The 23,044-nt window shown below is 28.0% G+C and carries 23 protein-coding genes and 1 pseudogene; 6 read left to right on the forward strand and 18 right to left on the reverse strand.

Annotated features, from left to right (window positions below; translation table 11 throughout):
- Positions 1 to 25: 25 nt before the first annotated feature.
- The 8 genes from TEGL_RS10920 to TEGL_RS10955 all read right to left on the reverse strand — a co-directional run bounded on the left by TEGL_RS10920 (position 26) and on the right by TEGL_RS10955 (position 7,981).
- Positions 26 to 1,378, reverse strand: coding sequence for an APC family permease (locus TEGL_RS10920; RefSeq protein ID WP_018590709.1), 1,353 nt, complete (start codon positions 1,376 to 1,378; stop codon positions 26 to 28).
- Positions 1,379 to 1,647: 269 nt separating this feature from the next.
- A complete protein-coding gene (locus tag TEGL_RS10925) occupies positions 1,648 to 3,000 on the reverse strand; it encodes an APC family permease (protein ID WP_018590708.1) in 1,353 nt (450 codons plus the stop codon).
- A 550-nt stretch (positions 3,001 to 3,550) separates the two neighbouring features.
- Positions 3,551 to 4,501 (reverse strand): hypothetical protein, encoded by a 951-nt coding sequence (locus tag TEGL_RS10930; RefSeq protein ID WP_018590707.1) that lies wholly within the window; start codon positions 4,499 to 4,501, stop codon positions 3,551 to 3,553.
- Positions 4,502 to 4,548: 47 nt separating this feature from the next.
- Positions 4,549 to 4,779, reverse strand: coding sequence for a hypothetical protein (locus tag TEGL_RS10935; protein ID WP_018590706.1), 231 nt, complete (start codon positions 4,777 to 4,779; stop codon positions 4,549 to 4,551).
- Positions 4,780 to 4,831: 52 nt separating this feature from the next.
- Positions 4,832 to 5,647: a nitroreductase family protein gene (locus TEGL_RS10940; RefSeq protein WP_018590705.1), complete on the reverse strand. Its 816-nt coding sequence runs from the start codon at positions 5,645 to 5,647 to the stop codon at positions 4,832 to 4,834.
- A 6-nt stretch (positions 5,648 to 5,653) separates the two neighbouring features.
- The gene (locus TEGL_RS10945; RefSeq protein WP_018590704.1) at positions 5,654 to 6,115 is read right to left on the reverse strand and encodes a GNAT family N-acetyltransferase; all 462 of its coding nucleotides are present in this window, start codon (positions 6,113 to 6,115) and stop codon (positions 5,654 to 5,656) included.
- A gap of 21 nt (positions 6,116 to 6,136) precedes the next feature.
- Positions 6,137 to 7,255, reverse strand: a complete 1,119-nt coding sequence (locus TEGL_RS10950; RefSeq protein WP_018590703.1) for an erythromycin esterase family protein — start codon at positions 7,253 to 7,255, stop codon at positions 6,137 to 6,139.
- A gap of 39 nt (positions 7,256 to 7,294) precedes the next feature.
- Positions 7,295 to 7,981, reverse strand: coding sequence for a hypothetical protein (locus tag TEGL_RS10955; protein ID WP_018590702.1), 687 nt, complete (start codon positions 7,979 to 7,981; stop codon positions 7,295 to 7,297).
- Positions 7,982 to 8,205: 224 nt separating this feature from the next.
- On the opposite strand from TEGL_RS10955, the gene TEGL_RS10960 reads away from it, so the two are divergent.
- Positions 8,206 to 8,451, forward strand: a complete 246-nt coding sequence (locus TEGL_RS10960; protein ID WP_146053484.1) for a hypothetical protein — start codon at positions 8,206 to 8,208, stop codon at positions 8,449 to 8,451.
- A gap of 51 nt (positions 8,452 to 8,502) precedes the next feature.
- On the opposite strand, the pseudogene TEGL_RS10965 reads toward TEGL_RS10960, so the two are convergent.
- The 4 genes and pseudogenes from TEGL_RS10965 to TEGL_RS10980 form a co-directional block, all read right to left on the reverse strand.
- Positions 8,503 to 8,943: pseudogene (locus TEGL_RS10965) on the reverse strand (DUF3916 domain-containing protein); the annotation flags it as partial.
- A 726-nt stretch (positions 8,944 to 9,669) separates the two neighbouring features.
- A complete protein-coding gene (locus tag TEGL_RS10970; RefSeq protein WP_018590699.1) occupies positions 9,670 to 10,962 on the reverse strand; it encodes a dicarboxylate/amino acid:cation symporter in 1,293 nt (430 codons plus the stop codon).
- A gap of 319 nt (positions 10,963 to 11,281) precedes the next feature.
- A complete protein-coding gene (locus TEGL_RS10975; RefSeq protein ID WP_018590698.1) occupies positions 11,282 to 11,443 on the reverse strand; it encodes a hypothetical protein in 162 nt (53 codons plus the stop codon).
- Between the two features lie 156 nt (positions 11,444 to 11,599).
- On the reverse strand, positions 11,600 to 12,307 hold the full coding sequence (locus TEGL_RS10980) for a DUF5714 domain-containing protein (protein ID WP_018590697.1): 708 nt from the start codon (positions 12,305 to 12,307) through the stop codon (positions 11,600 to 11,602).
- Between the two features lie 248 nt (positions 12,308 to 12,555).
- On the opposite strand from TEGL_RS10980, the gene TEGL_RS10985 reads away from it, so the two are divergent.
- Both TEGL_RS10985 and TEGL_RS10990 read left to right on the forward strand, forming a co-directional pair.
- The gene (locus TEGL_RS10985) at positions 12,556 to 12,876 is read left to right on the forward strand and encodes a (2Fe-2S)-binding protein (protein ID WP_018590696.1); all 321 of its coding nucleotides are present in this window, start codon (positions 12,556 to 12,558) and stop codon (positions 12,874 to 12,876) included.
- Positions 12,877 to 13,018: 142 nt separating this feature from the next.
- Entirely contained in the window at positions 13,019 to 15,538 is a 2,520-nt protein-coding gene (locus TEGL_RS10990) for a S8 family serine peptidase (RefSeq protein ID WP_018590695.1), read from the forward strand.
- A 29-nt stretch (positions 15,539 to 15,567) separates the two neighbouring features.
- On the opposite strand, the gene TEGL_RS10995 is transcribed toward TEGL_RS10990, so the two are convergent.
- The 4 genes from TEGL_RS10995 to TEGL_RS11010 all read right to left on the reverse strand — a co-directional run bounded on the left by TEGL_RS10995 (position 15,568) and on the right by TEGL_RS11010 (position 20,369).
- The gene (locus tag TEGL_RS10995; RefSeq protein WP_018590694.1) at positions 15,568 to 16,743 is read right to left on the reverse strand and encodes a cation diffusion facilitator family transporter; all 1,176 of its coding nucleotides are present in this window, start codon (positions 16,741 to 16,743) and stop codon (positions 15,568 to 15,570) included.
- Positions 16,744 to 16,862: 119 nt separating this feature from the next.
- Complete coding sequence (locus TEGL_RS11000) at positions 16,863 to 17,735, reverse strand: cation diffusion facilitator family transporter (RefSeq protein ID WP_018590693.1); 873 nt, start codon at positions 17,733 to 17,735, stop codon at positions 16,863 to 16,865.
- 204 nt (positions 17,736 to 17,939) lie between these two features.
- A complete protein-coding gene (locus tag TEGL_RS11005) occupies positions 17,940 to 19,697 on the reverse strand; it encodes an Hsp70 family protein (RefSeq protein ID WP_018590692.1) in 1,758 nt (585 codons plus the stop codon).
- Positions 19,698 to 19,844: 147 nt separating this feature from the next.
- Positions 19,845 to 20,369, reverse strand: a complete 525-nt coding sequence (locus tag TEGL_RS11010) for a nucleotide exchange factor GrpE (RefSeq protein WP_018590691.1) — start codon at positions 20,367 to 20,369, stop codon at positions 19,845 to 19,847.
- Positions 20,370 to 20,491: 122 nt separating this feature from the next.
- Between TEGL_RS11010 and TEGL_RS11015 the strand changes: the two genes are divergently transcribed.
- Genes TEGL_RS11015 through TEGL_RS11025 form a run of 3 tightly spaced genes read left to right on the forward strand, consistent with a single transcriptional unit; the run spans position 20,492 to position 22,441 of the window.
- Positions 20,492 to 21,187, forward strand: coding sequence for a J domain-containing protein (locus TEGL_RS11015; protein WP_018590690.1), 696 nt, complete (start codon positions 20,492 to 20,494; stop codon positions 21,185 to 21,187).
- Positions 21,188 to 21,208: 21 nt separating this feature from the next.
- A complete protein-coding gene (locus tag TEGL_RS11020; RefSeq protein ID WP_018590689.1) occupies positions 21,209 to 21,856 on the forward strand; it encodes a leucine-rich repeat protein in 648 nt (215 codons plus the stop codon).
- Positions 21,857 to 21,901: 45 nt separating this feature from the next.
- Positions 21,902 to 22,441, forward strand: coding sequence for a nucleoside-triphosphatase (locus TEGL_RS11025; RefSeq protein WP_018590688.1), 540 nt, complete (start codon positions 21,902 to 21,904; stop codon positions 22,439 to 22,441).
- A 136-nt stretch (positions 22,442 to 22,577) separates the two neighbouring features.
- Here TEGL_RS11025 and TEGL_RS11030 read toward each other — a convergent pair whose 3' ends face one another.
- Positions 22,578 to 22,787: a helix-turn-helix transcriptional regulator gene (locus TEGL_RS11030; protein WP_018590687.1), complete on the reverse strand. Its 210-nt coding sequence runs from the start codon at positions 22,785 to 22,787 to the stop codon at positions 22,578 to 22,580.
- Positions 22,788 to 23,021, reverse strand: coding sequence for a hypothetical protein (locus TEGL_RS11035; RefSeq protein ID WP_018590686.1), 234 nt, complete (start codon positions 23,019 to 23,021; stop codon positions 22,788 to 22,790).
- Positions 23,022 to 23,044 lie beyond the last annotated feature (23 nt).

Consider the following 23,044-nt stretch of genomic DNA (forward strand, 5'->3'; position numbering starts at 1 on the left):
CTACCTTTAGTTTACACTTATAAGTCTATCCTGTTTTTTCAGTTCCAAAATCCTTAACTCTTAATTTATCAAAATAATTATACATAGGTAAACCTAGTAAAGTTACTACTATACTACCAATTGACATTGCTGTATTAAATGAACCTGCAAAAAACAATTGATTTATTAGTACAAATAATCCTCCACACATTGCAATAATAGGTATTAAAGGATACATTGGCACTTTATATGGTCTATGTAAATCCGGATTATTTTTTCTAAGTTTTATTACTCCGTAAAAAGTTAAAACATAGAAAACCCACACAGAAAACATAGCTAAATCTGTAAGTAAATTAAATTGACCTGATATTGAATACACAATTGAAATTGCTACAATAACACCTATTGAACATGCAGGAGTATCTTGTTTGTTAAGTTTTTTTATAAATTTACTTCCTGGTACTAACTCTTTCACACCTAAAGTGTATAAAGGTCTTGAACCAGTTAAAATATATCCATTAGCACATCCAAATAATGATATTAATATACCACATGTAATTAACTTTCCACCTGTTGGCCCTAGAATAACTTCGGCTACTGCAGAAGCTGGAGCGTCATAAGTTGCTAATGCGCTTGCTGGCAATACACAAAGATATGATATGTTTATTATAACATATACTGCCATTACAACAGATAAACCACCAACAATAGCCCTTGGTAAATCTTTACCTGGATTCTTCATTTCACCAGCTATTGCCCCTACGTTTATCCATCCATCATAAGCAAATAATACAGCTATCATAAGTTGTCCCATTATGCTCATAGGAGACAATCCTTCTCCAATCATTGGAGTCATTATAGATGCTGAAGATGGATTTCCTTTAACAAAACCTAATACGATTAATATAACTAAAGGTATTAGTTTGCAAACTGTAGATACTGTTTGTATTATACCACTAGTTTTTGAACCTAAATTATTCATAAATCCTAAAAACACCATTACGCCTATTGTAAAAGGCAAACTTAATGAAGGGTTAGCAAATAAATAAGCAACTTGCTGTCCAAACATTACTGATATAGCTGCTATCATTGCTGGAAAAAACAATAAACTTTGCATCCATCCAGTTAAAAAACCTAATTTTTCCCCATAAATTTCTTCTATGTATACCATCATACCACCTGTTTTAGGTATTGCTGCTGATATTTCAGCTGCCGTTAGACCACCAGCTATTGTAAGTACACCGGCTAATATCCAGGCTAAAATTCCCAGTCCCGGAGCTCCCCCTGTTAAGGTATAAACTGCTTGGGATTTAAAAAATACTCCACCTCCAATAACCGTTCCAATAACTGTTGATAGTGCCGCTGATAGTCCTAGATTTTTTTGTAAATTTTGTTCCATAACTATTCCTCCCTTTTAATTGCAAACAATAATTATAATCACACCATATTCGCCATAGCTATAAAAAACTTTACTTAATTATTGTAGTATAAAAAAACGTTTTCGCAATACTTTTTGAATTAATCAAAATTTTCACATATTTTAAAATCCATACATTTTTGAATAGTTTGTTTTCATATTATCCAAAATAAATAAAAAAATAGTGGTGATAACTTTAATAATTTAAGTTATTACCACTATTTCCACATTTTAAGTAGCTTTTATTTAATTTATACTATTTTTCTAGATTTGAAATTAATTTCTTTTAATTTGTTAAAATGATTATATATAGGTAGACCTAATAAAGTTATCAATACACTTCCAATTGCTAAAGCTCTGTTAGATGAACCAGCAAATAATAATTGATTTAAAATTACAAATAATCCACCACTCATTGCAAGAATAGGTATAAAAGGATACATTGGAACTTTATAAGGTCTATGTAAATTAGGGTTATCTTTTCTAAGTTTTATTACTCCATAAAAAGTTAATACATAGAAAGCCCATACAGAAAACATAGCTAAATCTGTAAGTAAATTAAATTGACCTGATAAAGAATATATTACTGAAAGTACAACTATAACACCTATTGCATATGCAGGAGTATCTTGTTTATTAAGTTTTTTTATAAATTTACTTCCTGGTATTAATTCTTTAACTCCTAAAGTATATAAAGATCTTGAACCAGTTAAAATATATCCGTTAACACAACCAAATAATGATATTAATATACCACAAGTTATTAATTTCCCACCTATTGGCCCTAGAATAACTTCAGCTACTGCAGAAGCTGGAGAGTCAAAAGTTGCTAGTGTATTTGCAGGTAATACACAAAGATAAGCTATATTTATTATAATATATACTGACATTACTGCTGTTAATCCACCAACTATAGCTCTTGGTAAATCTTTTCCTGGGTTTTTCATTTCACCAGCTATAGCCCCTACGTTCATCCACCCATCATAAGCAAATAATACAGCTATCATAAGTTGTCCAACTATTCCCATAGGAGAAACTCCTTCTCCCACCATTGGAGTCATTATGGATGCTGAAGATGGATTTCCTTTTACGAATCCTAATATCATTAGTATAATCAAAGGTATTAATTTACAAATTGTTGATACTGTTTGTATTGTACCACTAGTTTTTGAACCAAGATTGTTCATAAAAGCTAAAAACACTATTACACCTATTGTAAAAGGTAAGCTTAATGAAGGATTTCCAAATAAATAAGCAACTTGTTGTCCAAACATTACTGATAGGGCTGCTATCATTGCTGGGAAAAATAATACACTTTGCATCCACCCAGTTAAAAACCCTAATTTTTCACCATAAATTTCTTCTATGTATACCATCATACCACCTGTTTTAGGTATTGCTGCTGATACTTCGGCTGCTGTTAATCCTCCAGCTATTGTAAGTATTCCTGCCAAAATCCATGATAGAATTCCAAGACCTGGAGCTCCTCCAGTCAAAGTGTATACAGCTTGGGGTTTAAAAAATACTCCTGCTCCTATAACCATACCAATAACTGTTGACAAAGCTGCTGAAAGTCCTAAATTCTTTTGTAAATTTTGTCCCATAATCTTTCCTCCCTTTTCATATGCAAATAATATTAGTTATGATTTTGCGCTTATTTTCATAAATATGAAAAAATCATTACTTGATTATTGTAATACAAAAAAACGTTTTCGCAATACTTTTTAAAATAAATTATAATTTTTATGTATTTAAAAATATTTATTATAGGTAATTTAGTTTTTAACTTAATTATCTAAGATATTTTCTCAGAGAATATATGATTTTCTTTAATTCATTGTTAAATCCATGACAACCTTTTAGTGTTTGTTCTATTTAGAAAAGTCAGTATTTATTTAATTTCATATATTTTCAGAATATTAAAACCTTTTAATTGTAACTGTTGTAAGATTTGTATATTGAATTTTCACCACTTTTACTTTTAAATTTTTATAATCTTATAAATTTTATTAATCAATTTTTTGTTAATTATTTTTCTATCATATGATTTTTCCTTGTAATTTTAAAATTTAAATATATTTATCCCTAAAAAAGTAAAAACAATAATTTATAAAATAAAAAAGCTAGGAAGGAATATATCCCACCTAGACATTTTTATTTTTTCAACTCACTACAAGCTTTTAATATTTTATCTATATTTTCCTTTGTGTAATCAAAATCTCCATCTATAGCTAGTACCCTATCCTCATACAAAATAATACGTTCCTTATTTTCGCCTATAAATAATTTCTTTGCACCCCAATTTTTAAGCTCTTGCGAATTATTATCTTCTTTATATAAACTGTAATCACTTAAGTCATTATAAATACTTTCAAAACCTTTATTTAAAACCCACTGATTATCACTGAAAAAATACTCTATATCCAAGCGTCCTTTTACTAATCGATCAGTATAGTACTTTTTGTCAATAGTATGGTAAACAATTTGCTTCAAATAAATATCTTCAGCAAATATTGTTTTTCTTATATCTAATGAATTATCAATTTCACCTTCAATTTTATCATTTAACTCTGTTAATTTTAAATTTAGGTTGACATTTGGTTCCTTGTCTTTTGATAAAACATTGGCACATATTGTGGTAGTTACCCCTATAATAAATAAAAACAATAAAGTAATTGACCCTACTTTTTCATACTTCATTTTTCTTTTTACTAGCTTTATTGGTATTATATACTCACTTTTACCACCTTGCATACTAACTCTATGTTTAAATAAATAATATATTTCTACAGTACATATTATTAAGAATATTATAATAAATAAATTAGTAAAACATAACATAAAAATTTTCCAGTAGCTTGTTACTGTATAGTAAAAGTCTACTTTGTAATAATAATGAATATTTTGAATAAAAAGTAGATATATTATAACAAATATTGAGCTAAAAGATAATTCGTCTTTCATAAAGGTTTGAAAATACTTTCCATTTGGTTCTTCTTTTTCAAATATTAAGTATTCACTATCTTCACTTTTTACTTCCCATCCATAATTCTTCTTTTGTTTTATATATCTTTCAATAGGATTTATTTTTTTATTTCTTATCATTTCGTCTCTCCCCCCCTAACACGCTTAAAAATTCATTTGAAAATATGTTACTTTTGAGATTGAAATAAATTTATACCTGATAAGAAACAAATTAAAGCAGATGCTCCTATTCTCAGCCAATCCATAGAAAGCCAGAACTCACCACCTAATACCACATCTGGAGATGTATTAAATTCATCTACATAAATACCTAAATTCCAAAATAATTTACATGATATTATTAAACAAATAAGACTAAGTACAAATATGCTGCCATTTATAAATTTACTATTTTTCATTCCTGTTAATCCCCCTTAATAACTTCAAAACTATTTTTTACTCTTATTAAATTTATCCTATCCAAGATATTAAGTATTTAAATTTATCACTATCTTTCTCATTTAGCACTTTAAACTCACCTTTAAGCCCTTTTTCTTTAACACTTAAGTTAAAATGACATAGGGCGATACCCATATCAATTTTGCTCATTTCTATTTTGCCCTCATTGTATATATGGAAATTATCATTTTCCTTTACTATTCTCCAAGGCTGTTTGTTAAGGGCAGATGGTGCTAATCTTACATTCTCCAAAACTTCACCAAAATCCCCTGCTTCTTCATAAGTAAGTGGTGTATCAAAATTATTTTCGAAAAATATTTCATTAAATGCTTTTCTTTTATTTGTATTGCCACCAAATACTTTTGCAATAAAAGTTTTCTTTTCAGCTTCAATACCCACTGGAGATACTATTGGTAAAGCTTCATTACTTTTTAGGTCTATGGCTTTTGCAAATTTACCTTTATTAAAAGTTCCTCCTAACCACACAGTTCCCAAATTTAGAGATGTAGCGTATAATACAACTTTTTCAAATAAGTATCCTAAATCATAAAGCCCCATTTCACTTTTGTCATAAGCTGCAGTCAAATAATAATTTGCACCTTTTATAACTCCATATGTTCCTAATTTTGTCTCTTTATCATTGTCATCTTTTTCAATTAGATTAACTCTTATTGACCCACCAAAAATTCCTTTACTATTATTAATTTCTTTTAAGTAAGTTTCTATTTTTTCTATAATGTCCTTTGATAATTCTACATCTTTGTAAGTTCTTACTGAATGTCTATCTTTTATTATTTCTGTAATTGATTTATTAAAAGTATTGTTCAAATTAAACTACCTCCATTCCTTCAACATTCTAAATTCCTTATAAACAGTATTTCCAATTTTATATTCAAATGAATCTTTTTTATTAAATCCGTATTTTTCATAAAGCTTCATGGCTACATCGTTGTCTATTTCCACACTTGTATATAAATTTTCCTCTTCGTATTTATTATGAAAAAACTCTAAAAACTTTTCTAGAGCTTTTGATCCATAACCTTTATTTTGGTGATTAATATCTATCATAAATCTAGAAAATGACCATCCTTCCAGCTCTTTGTCATAATCATATAGTATAAATCCTACCATTTCCTCATTATTATAAATACCAATAGGATATAACTCTTCTTCATAAAAAGCTTGTACCAAGGATATGGCATTACTTGCAACATAGTCCTTTTGATGGTCTGCCACCTTTAGATTTATACAAGTATTGTAATTTGATTTATCTATTTCTCTAAAATTAATATTCATATATTCCACCTCAAAAACGTTTTAATTTCCATACACTTGTGTTTTTTTAGAGTTTCTAAGTATCATCAATCCTTGTATATAATCACAAGTTACGCTATTTTCCTTACTTCCATTAAATAAATATTCTTTATTATAAAAAGGACTTTTTTCTCTTGAAAGTTCAATAAATTTATCTGATTTAATATTGTTAAAATAAAAATAATTGAAAAAATTCTTTGATGGAAAATTTCCTTCTTTATTTTCATAAATGCATAACAAAGAATAAACTTTATTTTTTACTGGAGATGATTTACTATTTAGTAATGTGCCAAACCTTACTTCTTCCATAGTAAGAAAATCACTATTCATATAATCTTGATATATGTGTTCACTTCCAAATTGTCCAAAGAATTTTTCTCCTTTTTTTAGTGAATATAAAAATGAAAAGTTTCTCATCATTACCTTATCACGCCTATCTTCTCCTCCACCAAGTTGATACAAGTTCTTTATTCCATTTTCAAAATATATAAATTTTTCTCCAAAATATTCTTCACATGATTTTTTATCTTCTTCATAGGCCATTTTTAAATATTTAGCAGACTTTGTATTTTCTTCTTTAAGAAGATAAATCCCTTTTTGAAGAGATTTTGGCACAGTTTTATTTTTATCTATTAAAGTTTTTATACCTTTTACTGCAGCCAATGAGTCATGTTCCACATCAATGCCATAGATGTTTATTTTAGAATCTTCATCTAATTCTAAGTTGTATTTATATAACCATTTATAAAATTCATATTTTTCTTTAGTATAGGCCATTGTACCTTTTAGTTGATTCATAAAAGATTTTAAATAATCTTCATTCCCACTTTGTATATATTCATTTAATAAAAGTACATTACAAAAACCTGCCTCTTCCATTATGTTTTTAACTCCAGCTTTTTTATTTAAGTATGTAAAAAATTCTTTTTTAAATTTATCACTTTTTGCCATAGTGTGAGTTTCACCAGAAAGAAATACCTCATAATTATTTGTATTTATTAAATCAAATGAGTTATTTTCTTTTATGTAACTATTTATTCTTATATTTTTATAAAAAACACTTGTTAATATTACTATTATCACAAGTAGTAGGATCATTAGTATTTTTGTAAATTTCTTCATTGCTATTTCCTCCATTACATTATTTTAAGAAAATAACTTTTATTTACTTCTTATCTTTTTATAGCTATTTATCTTTTCTTTGATTTTATCAAAATATAAAACTATATTTATATATAAACATAAGCTCCAAAATAACAATACTATTACTCCTAAATATACTGGTGTAGGTAAAGGAAATATTGGCATATTTTTTAGAACCAATGTCTTGGTTGTGTCACCATTTATAATATTAATTTTATTATGCAAAATAAAATTACGTTTCAATTCATAAATTATATTTCTTGTTTTATAAGTCTTCTCTGTTAATTGCCCATATTTTACAAATAAATCTTCAGCTTTATCACTATCAATTTCATTTTCTTCTAATATTTTCATTTTATCTAAATCAATAACATATTCTATACTTTCAGTTTTACCAAATGAAATAGCAATTAATTTATTTTTTTCTACACTAAAATTGCAACTTCCTCCTGAAAATGATATTGTATTTTTGTAATTTCCATTTGAATCAAAGATTTGTATATTAAGATTATACCAACCACCTCCAATATAGTAATTTCCGTCCTCATCAACAACTATTTGATCTGCCTCATATAATGGTAGCTGGTTTTGTGATATACCTTGAAGTTTGTCATGTTTAAATTTAAGATTATATACTATCCCCCCAAAGCTACCTATAATAGATAATATAAGTATTATAGGTATTAAAAAATACATTTTCTTCATATACTCCCCCATACTTCATATGACTTATTCTAATTGTAACACATTGAAAAAATGAAATTTCTATTATGCTAATTTATGCTAAAAATTTTTAACACTTCTATAATAAATAAAGTAGTATAATTTTTTTATGAATCAGAATTCCTAATAACTTGTAAGAAAAATTTCTACAATAGGGAATAATGAGATTAAGAGAATTTTAATTAAAATGGAGGAATATGATAGTTATGAAATCACCTGGTATGATATCCATAGTTTTAGGAATAATAATTATTATTTTTACATCAGTAGAATACTATAAAGGAAAAACTGAAAAAATAAATTTTTTTGTAGATTTAGGCAGTGGTATTTTTATTGTAACACTCGGATTATTGCTATTATTTAATATAATCCCTAGCAAATACATATCATTTATTGTTTTTCCAGCAATGATTATATATTTTCTTATTGACCAGAAAATTAAGATTAAGTAAATTAATAATTTATTACAAAAATAAGCCTATATCTTATATTAAGATATAGGCTTATTTTACATCTATTTCACCAATAAACCACAGCTCTCCTTCATAGCATAAATCCTCTTCATAAATTTCTTCTTTATATCCTTTTACTTTCATTGAACTTGGAAAATTTAAATCCCATTCTTTGCAAATATTTCTCTCCTTTAAAAGTGGAATCCATTTTTGATATTTAGTATTTCTATTAAAGAAATTCTTATAGTACTCATCTCCAAAGAATACTATAATCTGCGAATCCCATAGGCTAGGAAGATTTATACAAGCAACAACCCTTGTGGCAATATCTGATTGTAATTTATTATTTATTAAAAACTCAACTCTATCTATAATTAACTGAATGCACTTTCTTCTTAGTGCAACAGGTGTTTTATAAGAATCAATAAATCTTTGGGATGTGGGTATATGTAAATGCCAGTATCCATAGTCTAAATCGATTTTTGGAAATTCTGATGTTAATTCTTTTCCATAACCTTAAATTTACGACTTTTCCCTCGTATCTTTTTTCTATATGATTTATCTGGGTATATATGATACATCATATCTCCTCCTTTATTTATGTCTAAAATTCACTCTAATACTGTTATACAAAATGTTCTATCTATTCTTCAAAGACAACACTTCTTGTATGCAAAGGGGTATAAACATTATTAATGACATAATCATTACAATAACATAAACCACGTCACTTATATCAGTTAAACGACTAACTATATTTAGCACTATAAAAATGAACATCCCCAAGTAACCAATAATTTTTATATACGTCTTCATTATCATATTCCTTTCATTATCACATATTTCTTCACCATATGAATTTCAAGTGTCTCTATAATATATAATACTATAAAAATAATATTTACTTATCAATATTTAACTATTTCATTTGCATAATTATAAATTCCAAGTCCATTATGATTTTTTATTTGGAGTATATATCACAATATAGGTACATAATATTTAATAAGCTACAATTTATTTATTAACAGTGGATATTTATTGAATGTAAAATCCAACCATATATACTATCAATAGGCCTTAGGGTAGTGAGAGTCAATAGCTCATTTTGTTTAGGGCTACTTTCTAAATAAATAAATTGTAGTTTTATATATATAAGGGTGTATCAAAAAATTGATACACCCTTTAGTAATTGTATTTCCACATTCTATTTTATATCTAAGCAAGTGCTGCTTGATCTTCTTCTTCATAACTTTCAAATACTGCTTTATCTAAGTCTCCATTTTGATGAGCAACTATAGCAGTACAAACAGCATCTCCTGTTATATTTACAGCCGTTCTAGTCATATCAAGTATTCTGTCTATACCCATAATTAATGCTATACCTTCCACTGGAAGTCCTACAGAGTTAAACACCATAGAAAGGGTGATTAAACCAACCCCTGGAACTCCTGCTGTACCTATTGATGCCAATGTAGCCGTTGCAATAACAGTTAAATAGTCAACAAATGTTAAATCCACATGGAATGCCTGAGCTACGAATACAACTGCCACACCTTGCATGATTGATGTACCATCCATGTTTATAGTAGCTCCTAGCGGTATAGTAAATGAAGATATCTTCTTATTCACTCCAACTTTTTTCTCTAAAGTATCAATTGACATTGGTATTGTAGCATTTGATGTTGCTGTAGAAAATGCAAATCCCATAACTGGTGCAAATTTCTTTATAAATTTAATCGGATTTAATCCTGTAAATCCTTTAAACATTGACATATAAACAACAAAACATTGTAAACCTAGAGCAAAGAATACACTAAACATATACTTTAACATTGGTACAAAAGCATCAAATCCTATGTTTGCAAATGTTTTAGATATTAAGCAAAAAACACCTATTGGAGCAACCTTCATAACTATCATTGTCATTTCCATCATTACATCATTAAATTGTGCAAAAAACTTAGATACCACATCTGCTTTCTTACCTAATTTTGCAAGTATTATACCAATTAATATGGCAAATAAAATTATTTGAAGCATGTTTCCTTCTGCTAAACCTTGTATAGGGTTTTTAGGTATTATATCTAATAAAGTATCAGCAAAACTTGCAGTTTCTGCTATAGTAGTTTTGGTTTGTTCTATAGCTGATATATCAAGGCCTATTCCTGGGTTAATTACTTTTGCCACAGATAAAGCAACTGTTATAGCAAGGGCCGTCGTTATTAAGTAAAATCCCATAGTTTTAATTCCTACTTTTCCCAAGGTTTTTGTATCACCAATAGCTGATGCTCCACATACTAAAGAGCAAAATACCAAAGGAACAACAAGCATTTGCATTAATCTTAAAAATCCGTTTCCTATTATATAAAATACTCCATCTATTAATATATTGTCTCTAAAAGTACTTGCGGGTACAAAGTAATGTAGAATTATACCAAATACTGCACCTAATATTAATGCTATAAAAATTTTCGTTGTTAAGTTGAATTTTTTCTTTGTAGTCTCCATTTCTGCCTCCATTTTTGATTAGAATTTTCATAGTCATAATATTCACCATTTAATCAATTGCAAGTTTAGATAAACAAAATTCATTTCATTATGACATCTTTCCATTCATTTTCCCTTTATTATGATATTATTCCCGGCATTCCACATATATCCGAGTTTTTTATTAATGTAATTATATCAGAAAATGAATTATTGTAAATATCAATATCTATATTCGGAATATTCAGTTTTATTTAATTATAAAAATAAAAACAGATATTTCACATCTCCACTTTTAACTTTTAAAATATTAGTAAGTAAAAACTTATTTTTCTTCAGCCTATTTTTTTATATCTCTTTCTATGCAAACATTCAATCCGCAACTACATGCAGGATTAAGGTTATATTTGACATGAATCTCACCAAGCATTTCCTTAACAGCTCTAAAATATTCAATATTAGGAGTTTTCATAGATCCATTAACGTGTTTACCAAAGGGCATCCATATGGAAGCTGATGGTATAATTCCTCTTTCGGCAAGATAATTAGCTCCCTCTCTTAAAGTTTCTATAGGTTCTAGCCCTATAATAAAATTTGAAAAAGCTTTATTGGGACCGTATTTTTCCGCAATATATGTAGATTAAATATCTACTCATAATTAATCTCCTTGTTCATTATAAAATGGACAGTTTTCATGAATACACTCCTTATTGTAGTAAGATAAGGTGCATAAGAAATCACTTTTTTCAAGTTCTATACCCATGTATTCTTTAGTCCATTCAATTGCCTCTAAAATTGCATAACGAGAAGTTCTTTTACAGCACCTAACTGCATTTTCTTGTGCTATTTTATTTATGGTTCTTGATACTAGTTTCTGTGGCTTGTACCATGACATACTATTAAGAGGAGAAGATTCAGTAACTATGCTACCATAAATTCCAGCGCCAATGGCTGCACCACAAGTCCCCCAAAAGCCACAAGTACCACCAGGCGCTTGTTTACCTCTTTGCAAAGCAGTTTCAATAGCTGATAATAAATCAATCTTGCCTCCACTGTTTTTAAATGCAGTCAATAAAACACATGGAATAATACTATGATGTTCTGGTCCATGCATATTTACAGATTTTAAATTTTCTATTTGAGAAAACAGTATAGTTGGATTTGTCTCTTTGGAATTAAGTAATAATTCAACAAATTCATTAGTATTAGTGTGGCAATCATCACAAACATAATGGCCTTGGATACAAATAGTTGATGAGATAAAATGTTTATTACAAATTAAACAGGTATGTGTAGCTTCTTTTTCTAGAATAATAATTGATTCTCCACAAATCAAACATCCCGATTTATGAAAGCTTTCTTCCATAATATAATCATCCTTTCTTTAATATAGTTCCTTGTTAAATGACTTTTTTTGTAATAATTAATTTAATTGTAGCAGTAGGAATTATAAAGGTCAAAATGACTTTGCTTTAGTTCCATAATAATTTTAAATTTAACTTGTATTTATAAAAAATTGTTTAGCTCCTAATAGTATTTGGTATATAGTAAGAGATAATAATTCAGTATTTATATATTGAATTTATAAATTCACAATATTAAGGAGAAATAATTATGGCTGGAAACAAAATAATATGTCATTGTAAAAATGTTTCTTATATAGATATAAGAATGGCAATGATAGATGGTGCAAGAACTTTAGAAGAAATCAAAGAAAAAACAGGAGCTGCTACTGGATGTGGTAGATGTGCTGGTGCTATAGAAGAAATATTAGCTTCAGTATGTGGATGTCACAATGTGTCATTAGAAGATGTTGTAAATGCAGTAAACAACGGTTGTGATACAGTTGAAAAAGTTGCAGAATCTACTAAAGCAGGATCTGGTTGTGGAAGATGTAAAGCTTTAGTTCAAAACGTTATAGATATAAAAAGATAGTTTTTAAATTATCTTTATAAATATGAAAAGGAGTTTACTATTATTAATAATGTGGTAAACTTCTTTTTTATTGACAAAATTCTATTTATTTCCACATATTTTATTGTATAATATATTTAAAATTTAAAATAAGGGGGAACAAATGAATAAGTTAAGAAAAATAGTAATTACTTTCTCAATACTTACTTTTACTTTTATTTTTCTGAAAAATACAACAGCTATAGCAGATGCTGATTCACCGAAAGTTGAAAAAGTAGATAACTACGACGACCTTTCCAGTGAATTATCAACTCTTATAGAGGAAAATCAAGTAAAACCATCTTCAAACTCAAAGTATTCCAGCAAACGTTTAATAGTAAAATCAAAAATTGATAATTTAAATCTAGCTGATTTGGGTGCAAAAGACATTATATCAGGCCCTGATAATTTATATTTTTTACAGTTTGATAGTGAAAAGTCAACAAAAGACGCTTTTGAAAAACTTAATTCAAACGTAAATGTAAAATACGTTGAGCCTGATATAGAATTAGAAGTGGAAAGTACAAAAAGCTCAAAGAACATTAATGAATCTACTTTATCAAAAAGCTCATTTAATTCTTGGGGCGTTAAACGTCTTCAAATAGACAAGTATGCTAATTCTTTACCTAACAAGTCAAAGGAAATCACTGTAGGTGTGGTTGACTCTGGAATTGTAAGTCATCCTTTTCTTAAGAATAGGGTTTTATCCAATGGTTGGGATTTTTTAGATAATGATAATACTCCCAATGACCTAAACGGACATGGTACTGCCATGGCCGGTGTGCTTGTAGACTGTACTCAAAATTTGAACGTTAAAATTTTACCAGTAAAAACTTTTAATAGTGATGGTAAAGGTAATACATCTAATATAGCCCTAGGAATAAGATATGCCGTAGACAATGGTGCTGATGTATTAAACTTAAGTTTCGGTGGAGTTCATCATGCTTTTTTACATGATGCAGTAGAATATGCTCTTAAAAAGAATGTCGTTGTAGTAACTTCAGCTGGAAATGATAGTGAAAATGTGTCTTATTCATGCCCAGCAGATATGGATTCTGTAATAGTTACTTCAGCTTCTACTCAATCAGATGAAATAGCTTCTTTTTCCAACTATGGAAATACAGTTGATGTGGCAGCGCCAGGGTATGAAATATTAACTTGTTCTTATAAAGGTGGTTACACTAAAGAAGATGGAACTTCTTTATCAGCTCCTCATATTTCTGCTATCGCTGCGTTAATAAAGCTTGCTAACCCTAATATGACTCCTGCAAAGGTTGAGTCATTAATAATCTCAAGTTCAGAAGATTTCGGACCAAAAGGTTGGGATAAATATTACGGACATGGTATTCCTAATATGAGCAAGGCTTTAGCCTATCAAAAGATAACTTTAAACAAAAGCAGTATTAATTTAACTACTAATAATTCATCATTTAAATTAAGTACTACTTTATATCCTGATCATGTTTTAGATAAAAATATTACCTGGTCTTCAAGTAATGAAAATATAGCAAAAGTAGATAGTAATGGAACAGTAACTGGAATTTCTCCTGGAAAAGCAGTTATTACAGCTAAAACAAGTAATAACTTGACTGCTAAGTGTAGTGTAACTGTGTCTGACTACATAATAAGTTTAAATAAAACTTCACTTAAATTAGACAAGGGAAATACTACTAATTTAAAAGCTACTATAATACCTTCAGATTATGCTAGTAAAAAAATCACTTGGACTTCAAGTAATAAAAATATAGCTACTGTTGATTCAAATGGAAATGTAAAAGCTGTTGGTGCTGGTCAAGCAACTATCACAGCCAAATTAGACAATGACATGGTTGATACATGTAAAGTAAAAGTTTCAGAAAATATTAATAAATTAAAATACAAATCTATTTCTTCTCAAGTTTATACAGGAAGCTATATAAAACCTAGTTTAGGTGACTTATACTCATCAAATGATAAACTTGTAAAAGGTGTAGATTATAAAGTAGATTACAGTAACAATAAATCCATAGGAACTGCTTCTATTAAAATAACAGGCCTTGGTAATTATTATGGTGAACACATTATTAAGTTTAAAATTGTACCTAAAGCAGTTAGTAGTTTTAAGGTAGAAAATTATACTACTTCACAGGTAACTCTTTCTTGTAAACCTGTAAGAGGATCTTACGGTTATGAAGTTTATAGATACAACTTTAAAGAAAAAAAATATGATAAAATCGCCACAGTAAAAGAAAATTCAAAATCTAGTTCTGTTCGTTTTACTGACAAAAACAGAGTTTCAGGAACTATTTATAACTATAAAATTAGAGCAATTAAAAAAGTTAACAATGAATATTATTATAGCCCTTACTCCAAAGCTAGAGTTGTCACAAAATTATATAAACCTACTGTTACTCTAAAATCATCTAAGTCAAATGTTAATATGTCTTGGAAAAAAGTTAACAGAGCAACTAAATACAAAATATATAGAGCAACTTCTAAAAAAGGTAAATATGACTATATAGGTTATTCAAATAAGACTACATATACAGATAAAAAAGTAAGTAAGAAAAAAACATATTATTACAAAGTAAAGGCTGTAAGAACAGATAATAAAAAAGATTATTACAGCGATTACAGCACAATTAAAAGTATAAAAGTCAAATAAAAAATTACTGGGTTTTCCCAGTAATTTTTTTAAAAATATTTATCTATAGTTATTACGCAATTATATAAAGGATCCATTTTCTTAATTTCTTCTATTAAGTCATTTCTAAGTTCTTCTTCCTTATCCTTTGTATTAATATTGTGAGCATCTACTTCAATATCAAATATTAGGTTTATCTTATTTTCTCCTTCAGTAATTCTAAAGTCGTGCATAGATTTTACAGCATCAAATTTTAAAAGTATATTTTGAACTTTTCCTTTAACTGCATTTATCTTATCATCATGAATACACATTGGATCCATATGAATAACTAGGTATATATTTAGCTTTTGCGAAATTTCTCTTTCTGCACTATCTATAATCTCATGTATTGTTATTAAATCAATATTAGAAGGTATTTCTGCATGAATTGATGCCATACATTTTCCCACACCATAATTATGAATTATTAAATCATGAACACCAATTATATTATCATAAGATAAAACTCCTTGCTTAATTCCTTTTACCAATTCCTCATCTGGTGCTTCACCAAGAAGTGGGCTTATTGTCTCTTTAACTAAAGAATAACCTGCATATAATATGGCTACTGAAACAACTAAACCTACATAGCCATCTATTGGTAATGTGGTAAATTTTGCAGCTAAAAATGATATTAACACACAACTAGATGTAAATACATCTCCAAGAGCATCTACTGAAGCTGCTTTTAATGCAGATGAATTTATTTTTTCTCCCACATATTTATTAAATCTACTAAGCCAAAATTTTACTATTAAAGATAAAAGTAATAAAATAAATGGTATCATTTCAAAAGTTATTGGTACTGGGTTCATAATTCTATCTATAGATGTTTTTATAAATTGAACACCTACAAGCATAACCATAAAGGCAACTACTAATGCTGATAAATACTCCATCCTTCCGTGACCAAAGGGATGTTCTTTATCTGCTGGTCTATTTGCCAGCTTAATACCTACCATAGTTATTACAGAAGATGCCATATCTGATAAGTTATTAAAACCATCTGCTGTAATAGAAACACTGCCACTTATAAATCCTACACTTATTTTGACAATGGATAATACTAGGTTGCATATAATTCCAACTATACTTCCCATATATACATAGGCATTTCTAGTTTTTTCATCTTCCGTATTTTCATGATTTATTATGAATTTTTTAGTTAAGTAATCTGAAATCATTTTTCTCTCCTTTTTAACAACACTTCTTTTACATATATTATTCTGCTAATACTATAATAATATATGGTAATGTTTTTTGTCAAAAAATAGAAAATAATTTCATTTATAGTCTATAATGCTTATTTTTCTTCATAATAAGGCTCTATATGAACAATAACTTCTGCACTTTCATTAATTTTTTTTCTTATTCTATTTTCAATATTATGACTTAGTCTATGAGAATACTCCACTGTTATAGCAGGTTCAACCATAACATGCATATCAATATGAATGTTGCTTTCACTTCCCCTACTTCTTATATCATGATAGCTTTTTATATCTTCAAATTCTTTAAGAATTTCTTTTATCTCCTCTTCATCAACTACTGCTTTGTCTACTAAAACATCAATTGTAGATTTAAATATTTCATATGATGCATGGAATATAAAGCAGGCAACTATTAAAGATGCTATAGGGTCAATTATGGCTGGCAAACCTAATTTTACACCTATCAATGTTACTAATACTCCTATAGTTACAAAGATATCACTTTTAGTGTGAAGAGAGTCCGAAACAAGTATATAGCTATTTAGTTTTTTACCTACTCTATATTCATAATTAGATATAAATATATTAATTATTAAAGTAACAATTAAAGCGATTAAACTTTCAGTTGTTATGTCTGGAACAACTGGATTTTTAAATGTATAAATAGCATCTATAACTATTTTTCCACCTAAAAATAAAAGCATGGCACCAATAAAAAGCCCCGATATAACTTCAAACTTATTATGTCCATATGGATGTTCTTTGTCTATTGGCTTTGAGGCTATACTAATTCCTATAAGCCCAACTATGTTAGATGTTCCATCTGATATTGAATGAAAACCATCGGCGGTCATACTAGCACTTTTTATGGCCCTTCCTACTACAATTTTTAGCAGAGCAACTCCAAAATTTGCAATCAATATTACCCATAAAACTTGCTTAACCTTTTTATAATTCGTCTCCATATTTTTTCCTCCTCAATTTAAATAAAAAAATCCATGGAAAGTTTTTAAACTATCCCATGGATTTATGTTCCACTGCCTATTATAAGCCCAGTAATACAGTATCTATTACCTGATTTTTTATATACAATTTAAATATTAATATCTATTGTAGCAACGGCTTTTACCTTAGTCAATATTATCTATATTAAATTTAGGTTAAACAATTTATTCTTCAAATAATATATCAGTTAATTCTTCATCGTACTTTTCCACCAATTCTTCATTGTCATGAATTACTGCTAGTTTCAATTCTTCCAATAATTTTTCTATTTTTCTATATTTAAAATCATCTTTGTCTATCTTAGCACTTTTAATTTTCTTTTCTGCCAACTCTACGGTACTTTTTACTCCTGATGCCAAATCATAATCTAGCCATTCATCTACTTTAAATCTTTCATATAAATTTTCATCTACCAATGCATCTTGTGCCAATTTAATCAATTTGAAATTATCTATAATTTTATTAATTGAACCACCTGTGCTCATTATAGTAGCCTTCACCTCTAGTATTCCATTTAAATCATAATCAAATTGAACTTCTATACTCTCTTCCCCTGCTCTAGCCTTTGGAACTCCCTTAAGTAAAAAGTCACCTATTTTCATATTATCTTCTGCCAGTTCTTCATTTCCTTCATAAACTTCTACCCTTACTTCTTCCTGGTTATCTACTGCAGTATAATATAATTTCTTTTTAGAACAAGGAATGCTACTGTCTATTGGAATTATACAATCAAAAGCTCCATTTATTACTTTTCCATCCCCTATTTTTATTATACTTGTTCCCAGATTATGGCTACATTTATCAGTTATAATAAGATTTTCTTCGCTAGTAATTTGATTACTTTTTATACCAGCTTGAATTGCAGCTCCCATGGCAACAGCTTCGTCTGGATTTATTCCTGATATAATTTTACCCTTAAACTTACTTTCCACCAACTCTTTTACAGCAGGTATTCTGCTAGATCCACCAACTAGTAACACAGTGTCAATATCTTTTGCTTTTAAGTTGGCCGCTTTTAATGCCTCATCAATCTTTTCTGTAGTTCTTTCAACTAAATCTTTTGTTAATTCATTAAATTTCTCTCTTTTTAATTCAATACTTATAGATACAGGTTTATTATCCATAACGGTAATAAAAGGTATGTTTATTGTAGTTGATAGTTGATTTGATAATTCTTTTTTTGCATTTATGGCAGCTTCTTTTACTCTTAATTTTATACTTAACTTATTTTGAACATCTAAATTTTTATATAAATTTTGATTATAAATTCTTTCAAATTCTTTTTCTATGTATTTTTCTATTCTATTATCAAAATCCTTTCCACCAAGTCTGTCATTACCTCTACTTGATTTAACATCTAAGATACCTTCAAACATTTCTAAAATGGATACGTCAAATGTTCCCCCTCCAAGGTCGTAAACAAGGATTTTTTCTTCTTTGTCTGCATTATTAATACCATAAGCCATGGCCGCTGCTGTAGGTTCATTTATAATTCTCTCCACCTTAAGGCCTGCCATTTCACCTGCAAGCTTTGTTACCTTTCTTTGAGAGTTATTAAAATTAGCAGGTACAGTTATAACAGCCTCTTCCACTTCTTCTCCCAAATAATCTTCTGCATATTTTTTTAGCTCTTTTAAAATCAAACTAGATATTTCATGGGGCATATATTCCTTTTCTCCCATGTTAATTTTAGTGTCTGATCCCATAAGTCTTTTTACTTCTGCCACTGTTCTCTCAGGAGATGGTATTAGCTGATTATAAGCTACCTGTCCCACAATAACAGTATTATCTTCTTTCTTTCCAACAACTGATGGAACAATTCTATTTCCAAAACAGTCTGGAATAATTTTCGGTTCATCATTTTCTATGTAAGCTATTTCCGAAGTAGTTGTCCCCAAGTCAATTCCAATTATCTTTCCCATTTCATCTTCTCCTTATCATATCATTTTAAGCAACGGATATGTATGAAGCGTTAGCAAATACATATCGTTGGCGTAATGAGCGTAGCGATTTTTAAGCAACGGATATATCTGCAGCGGTAGCAAAGATATATCGTTGGCGCTATGAGCCTACCTTGCTATAATTACTGAAGCAGGTCTTATGACCTTGCCTCCAAGCATATATCCCTTTTCAATCACTCCAATAATCTCCTTGCTCTCCTTCAAAATATCCTCTTCTACTGCAACGCATTTATGTAATTCTGGATTAAAAAGTTCTCCCATAGATTTAATTTCAACTAAGTTAATTTCACTTATTTCTTTACTAATAATTTTTTTCATTATATCCAAGCTATAGGAAAATTGCTCATTATCCAAATCTGCTATAATCTTTTCAAAACTATCTATTTGGTCTAAAATTAGAATCATTTTCTTATAAATTTTTATCTCATTACTTTTTCTTTCTTCAATTTCTTTTTTTAGTTTAAAATTTTCCTTATTATTCTTATTTAGATCTTCTTTTAAGGACTCAATAGACATTATGCTTTTTTTGCTATTTTTATTAATTATTCTTAAATCACTTTTCATATTCATAATAACTTGAATCAAATCATCCATATTACACTCTTTCTTTACATCTTCACCCTCACTCAACATCTACTCCTCCTTATAAAATTTTCATACTTATTAACTTATTTAATATATATGATTGATACTGAAAATTATTTTATATATACTCTAATTAATTGAGAAATATTAAAATTTAAGGAGGTTTTATTATGACTCTTATGGAAGATTTATTATTAAAAGGTTATATAGATGAAAATCTAGAAGAAAATGTGGAAAATGCCACAGCTGATTATTTAATGAGGTTATTTATTTACTGTGCTAAGGCAGACGAAAAAATATCCCAAAAAGAAAGAGATTATATACTAGATTATTTTGAATCATTTGACATGAACAGTAGTGAGGAAATTTGGCTATTTGCCCAATACGATTATGGAAGATTTCACAACTATAACAAAGAAATAATTATCTCTCTAAAAAACTCCATAGGTAGACTTCTAGATAAGAAAAATCTTGATTTTAAAATTCTTTCTCATCTTATAACTTTATGCTTAATAGACAATGAAGCACTAAACGACTCTCAATCTGAAATAATAAGTGATTTTATAAATGTATTTAGCTTAGATGCTAATTCTTGTGACCAAATCTACGATAAAGTATTAAAAGAAAAAAAGAAAAAAATTAAAGATGATGAAAGTACAGATGACTTGGATGAATGTTATAAAATACTTGGTCTAAGTAAAAATAGCACAAAAGAAGACTTAAAAAAACAATATGCATATCTGACTAAAAGTTATCATCCTGACAAATACAACAAAGAAGAAATGCCGGCAGAAGTTAGAAAAGAATTAGAAGATACATACAAAAAAATAAATTTAGCTTATGATAGATTGAGAGATATTTTTTAATTTTTTAAGGGGGTTATGAATATGATCTTTAAAATCGGGGTTGCAGTAGCTATTCTACTTATAATTTTTATTTCTTACATTTTTTATAATAATAAAGGAAAACATAATAAAACCACTTCTAAAAAATCATCAGATTCTTATTATAAGGATGATTTAGATTCTTTTTCCATATTAAGCAAGGACTCCTTTAAAGATAAAAATATAAAAGAATTTTTAGTAAATGAAGATATTATTTTAGTTGAAGACAAATGTTTTGTTAATTGTAGCCACTTAACAAATATAAAAGTAGAAGAAGGAAATAGTAATTACTGCTCTAAGCTAGGAGTACTTTTCTCAAGTAGCATGAACACAATCATATGTTATCCACCTTCAAAACAAACATCTACTTATTTTATACCTCAAGGTGTACAAAATATAAATACACATGCTTTTTTCAATAATAAATTTATAAAATACGTAATAATTCCCACAAGCATGGAGTATATAGATGAAAATTCTTTTGTTAATTGTAAAAATTTAAATCAAATAGTAATTCCAGAAAGTGTTACTAATATTCATCCTAGAGCTTTTAATCTTTGTCCTAGGCTTACTATTCGCTGTTACAAAAATTCCATTGCAGAAGATTATTGCAAAAAATACTATATTCCTTGTGAGCATTTAAGCACTTAATATAATTTATATGCTAAGTTTCATAATAGAATAAGGAGAATTAATATGAAGAATATATTTATAACAGGGGATATAAGAATTGGCAAAAGTACTGTAATAAAAAAAGTTTTAGACTTATTGAAAGAGAATTATGAAAATAATATAAAAGTTGGTGGTTACAAGTGTTGCAGAAATATAATTATTGAAAATCACCTTACCAAATATGAATTTTTTTTAGTCTCTCTTAGAGACTTATCTTCTTATAAAATAATCGAAAATAGAGTAATTAATAACAGTGATAATGTTGAAATTTTTACTGGAAATTTTAATTTATACTCAGAAAAACTTAATGATGATTTAAAAAATTGTCATCTTATAATACTTGATGAAATCGGATGTGCTGAAAGCAATTCATATGAATTTATAGATTCCTTAAATAAAGTTTTAGATAGTGATAAAGCTGTTTTAGGTGTATTAAAGAAAAAGAATTGTTCTTTAATAAATGATATAAAAAAAAGAGACGATTTACTTTTACTTGAAATAGATGAAAACAACAGAGATTTAATATATAAAGATATATATAAGTCAATATTAGATCTACTTTGATTTAAGCTTAATATTTTCTAAGTTGCTCAAATATTAGTATCATGAATATTCATTATGAAAAGTTTAGATAAAAATAAAAAACTATTTTGGATATATTTGTCTATGGCAAAATTCAAAATAGTTTTTTTAATGCTCCTTATTCTTCATCTAAAAATTCAAATAAATCTTCAACATGTGCATTAAATACTTTTGCAATATCCATTGCTAGTTTCAAAGAAGGATTATATCTACCATTTTCCAAATGAACTATAGTCTCACGCCTTACACATACTAACTTTGCCAATTCATTTTGTTTAATAAGGTATTTTTCTCTGTATTCTTTTATATTTGTTTTTAAAATAGACAATTAGTAGTATATCCCCTTTCTTTCAGTTAGTTCATCATTTATACCCTCAAATTTAGAATGGAAAAAGAAAAGTACCATAGAAGATACTATCCCAAGAAGTAATAAAATTGTTGAAATATCAGTACTTATATAAACATCGATTATAAAAACAATTAAAATAAATAATAGATAGAATGAATCTAATATAAGCATGGATTTTTTTGTATAATCACTTGTTCCTAACAACTTAAACATTTTTAAATTCCCCCTTAGTGTGA

The organism is Terrisporobacter glycolicus ATCC 14880 = DSM 1288 (genome assembly GCF_036812735.1).
GTDB lineage: Bacteria > Bacillota > Clostridia > Peptostreptococcales > Peptostreptococcaceae > Terrisporobacter > Terrisporobacter glycolicus.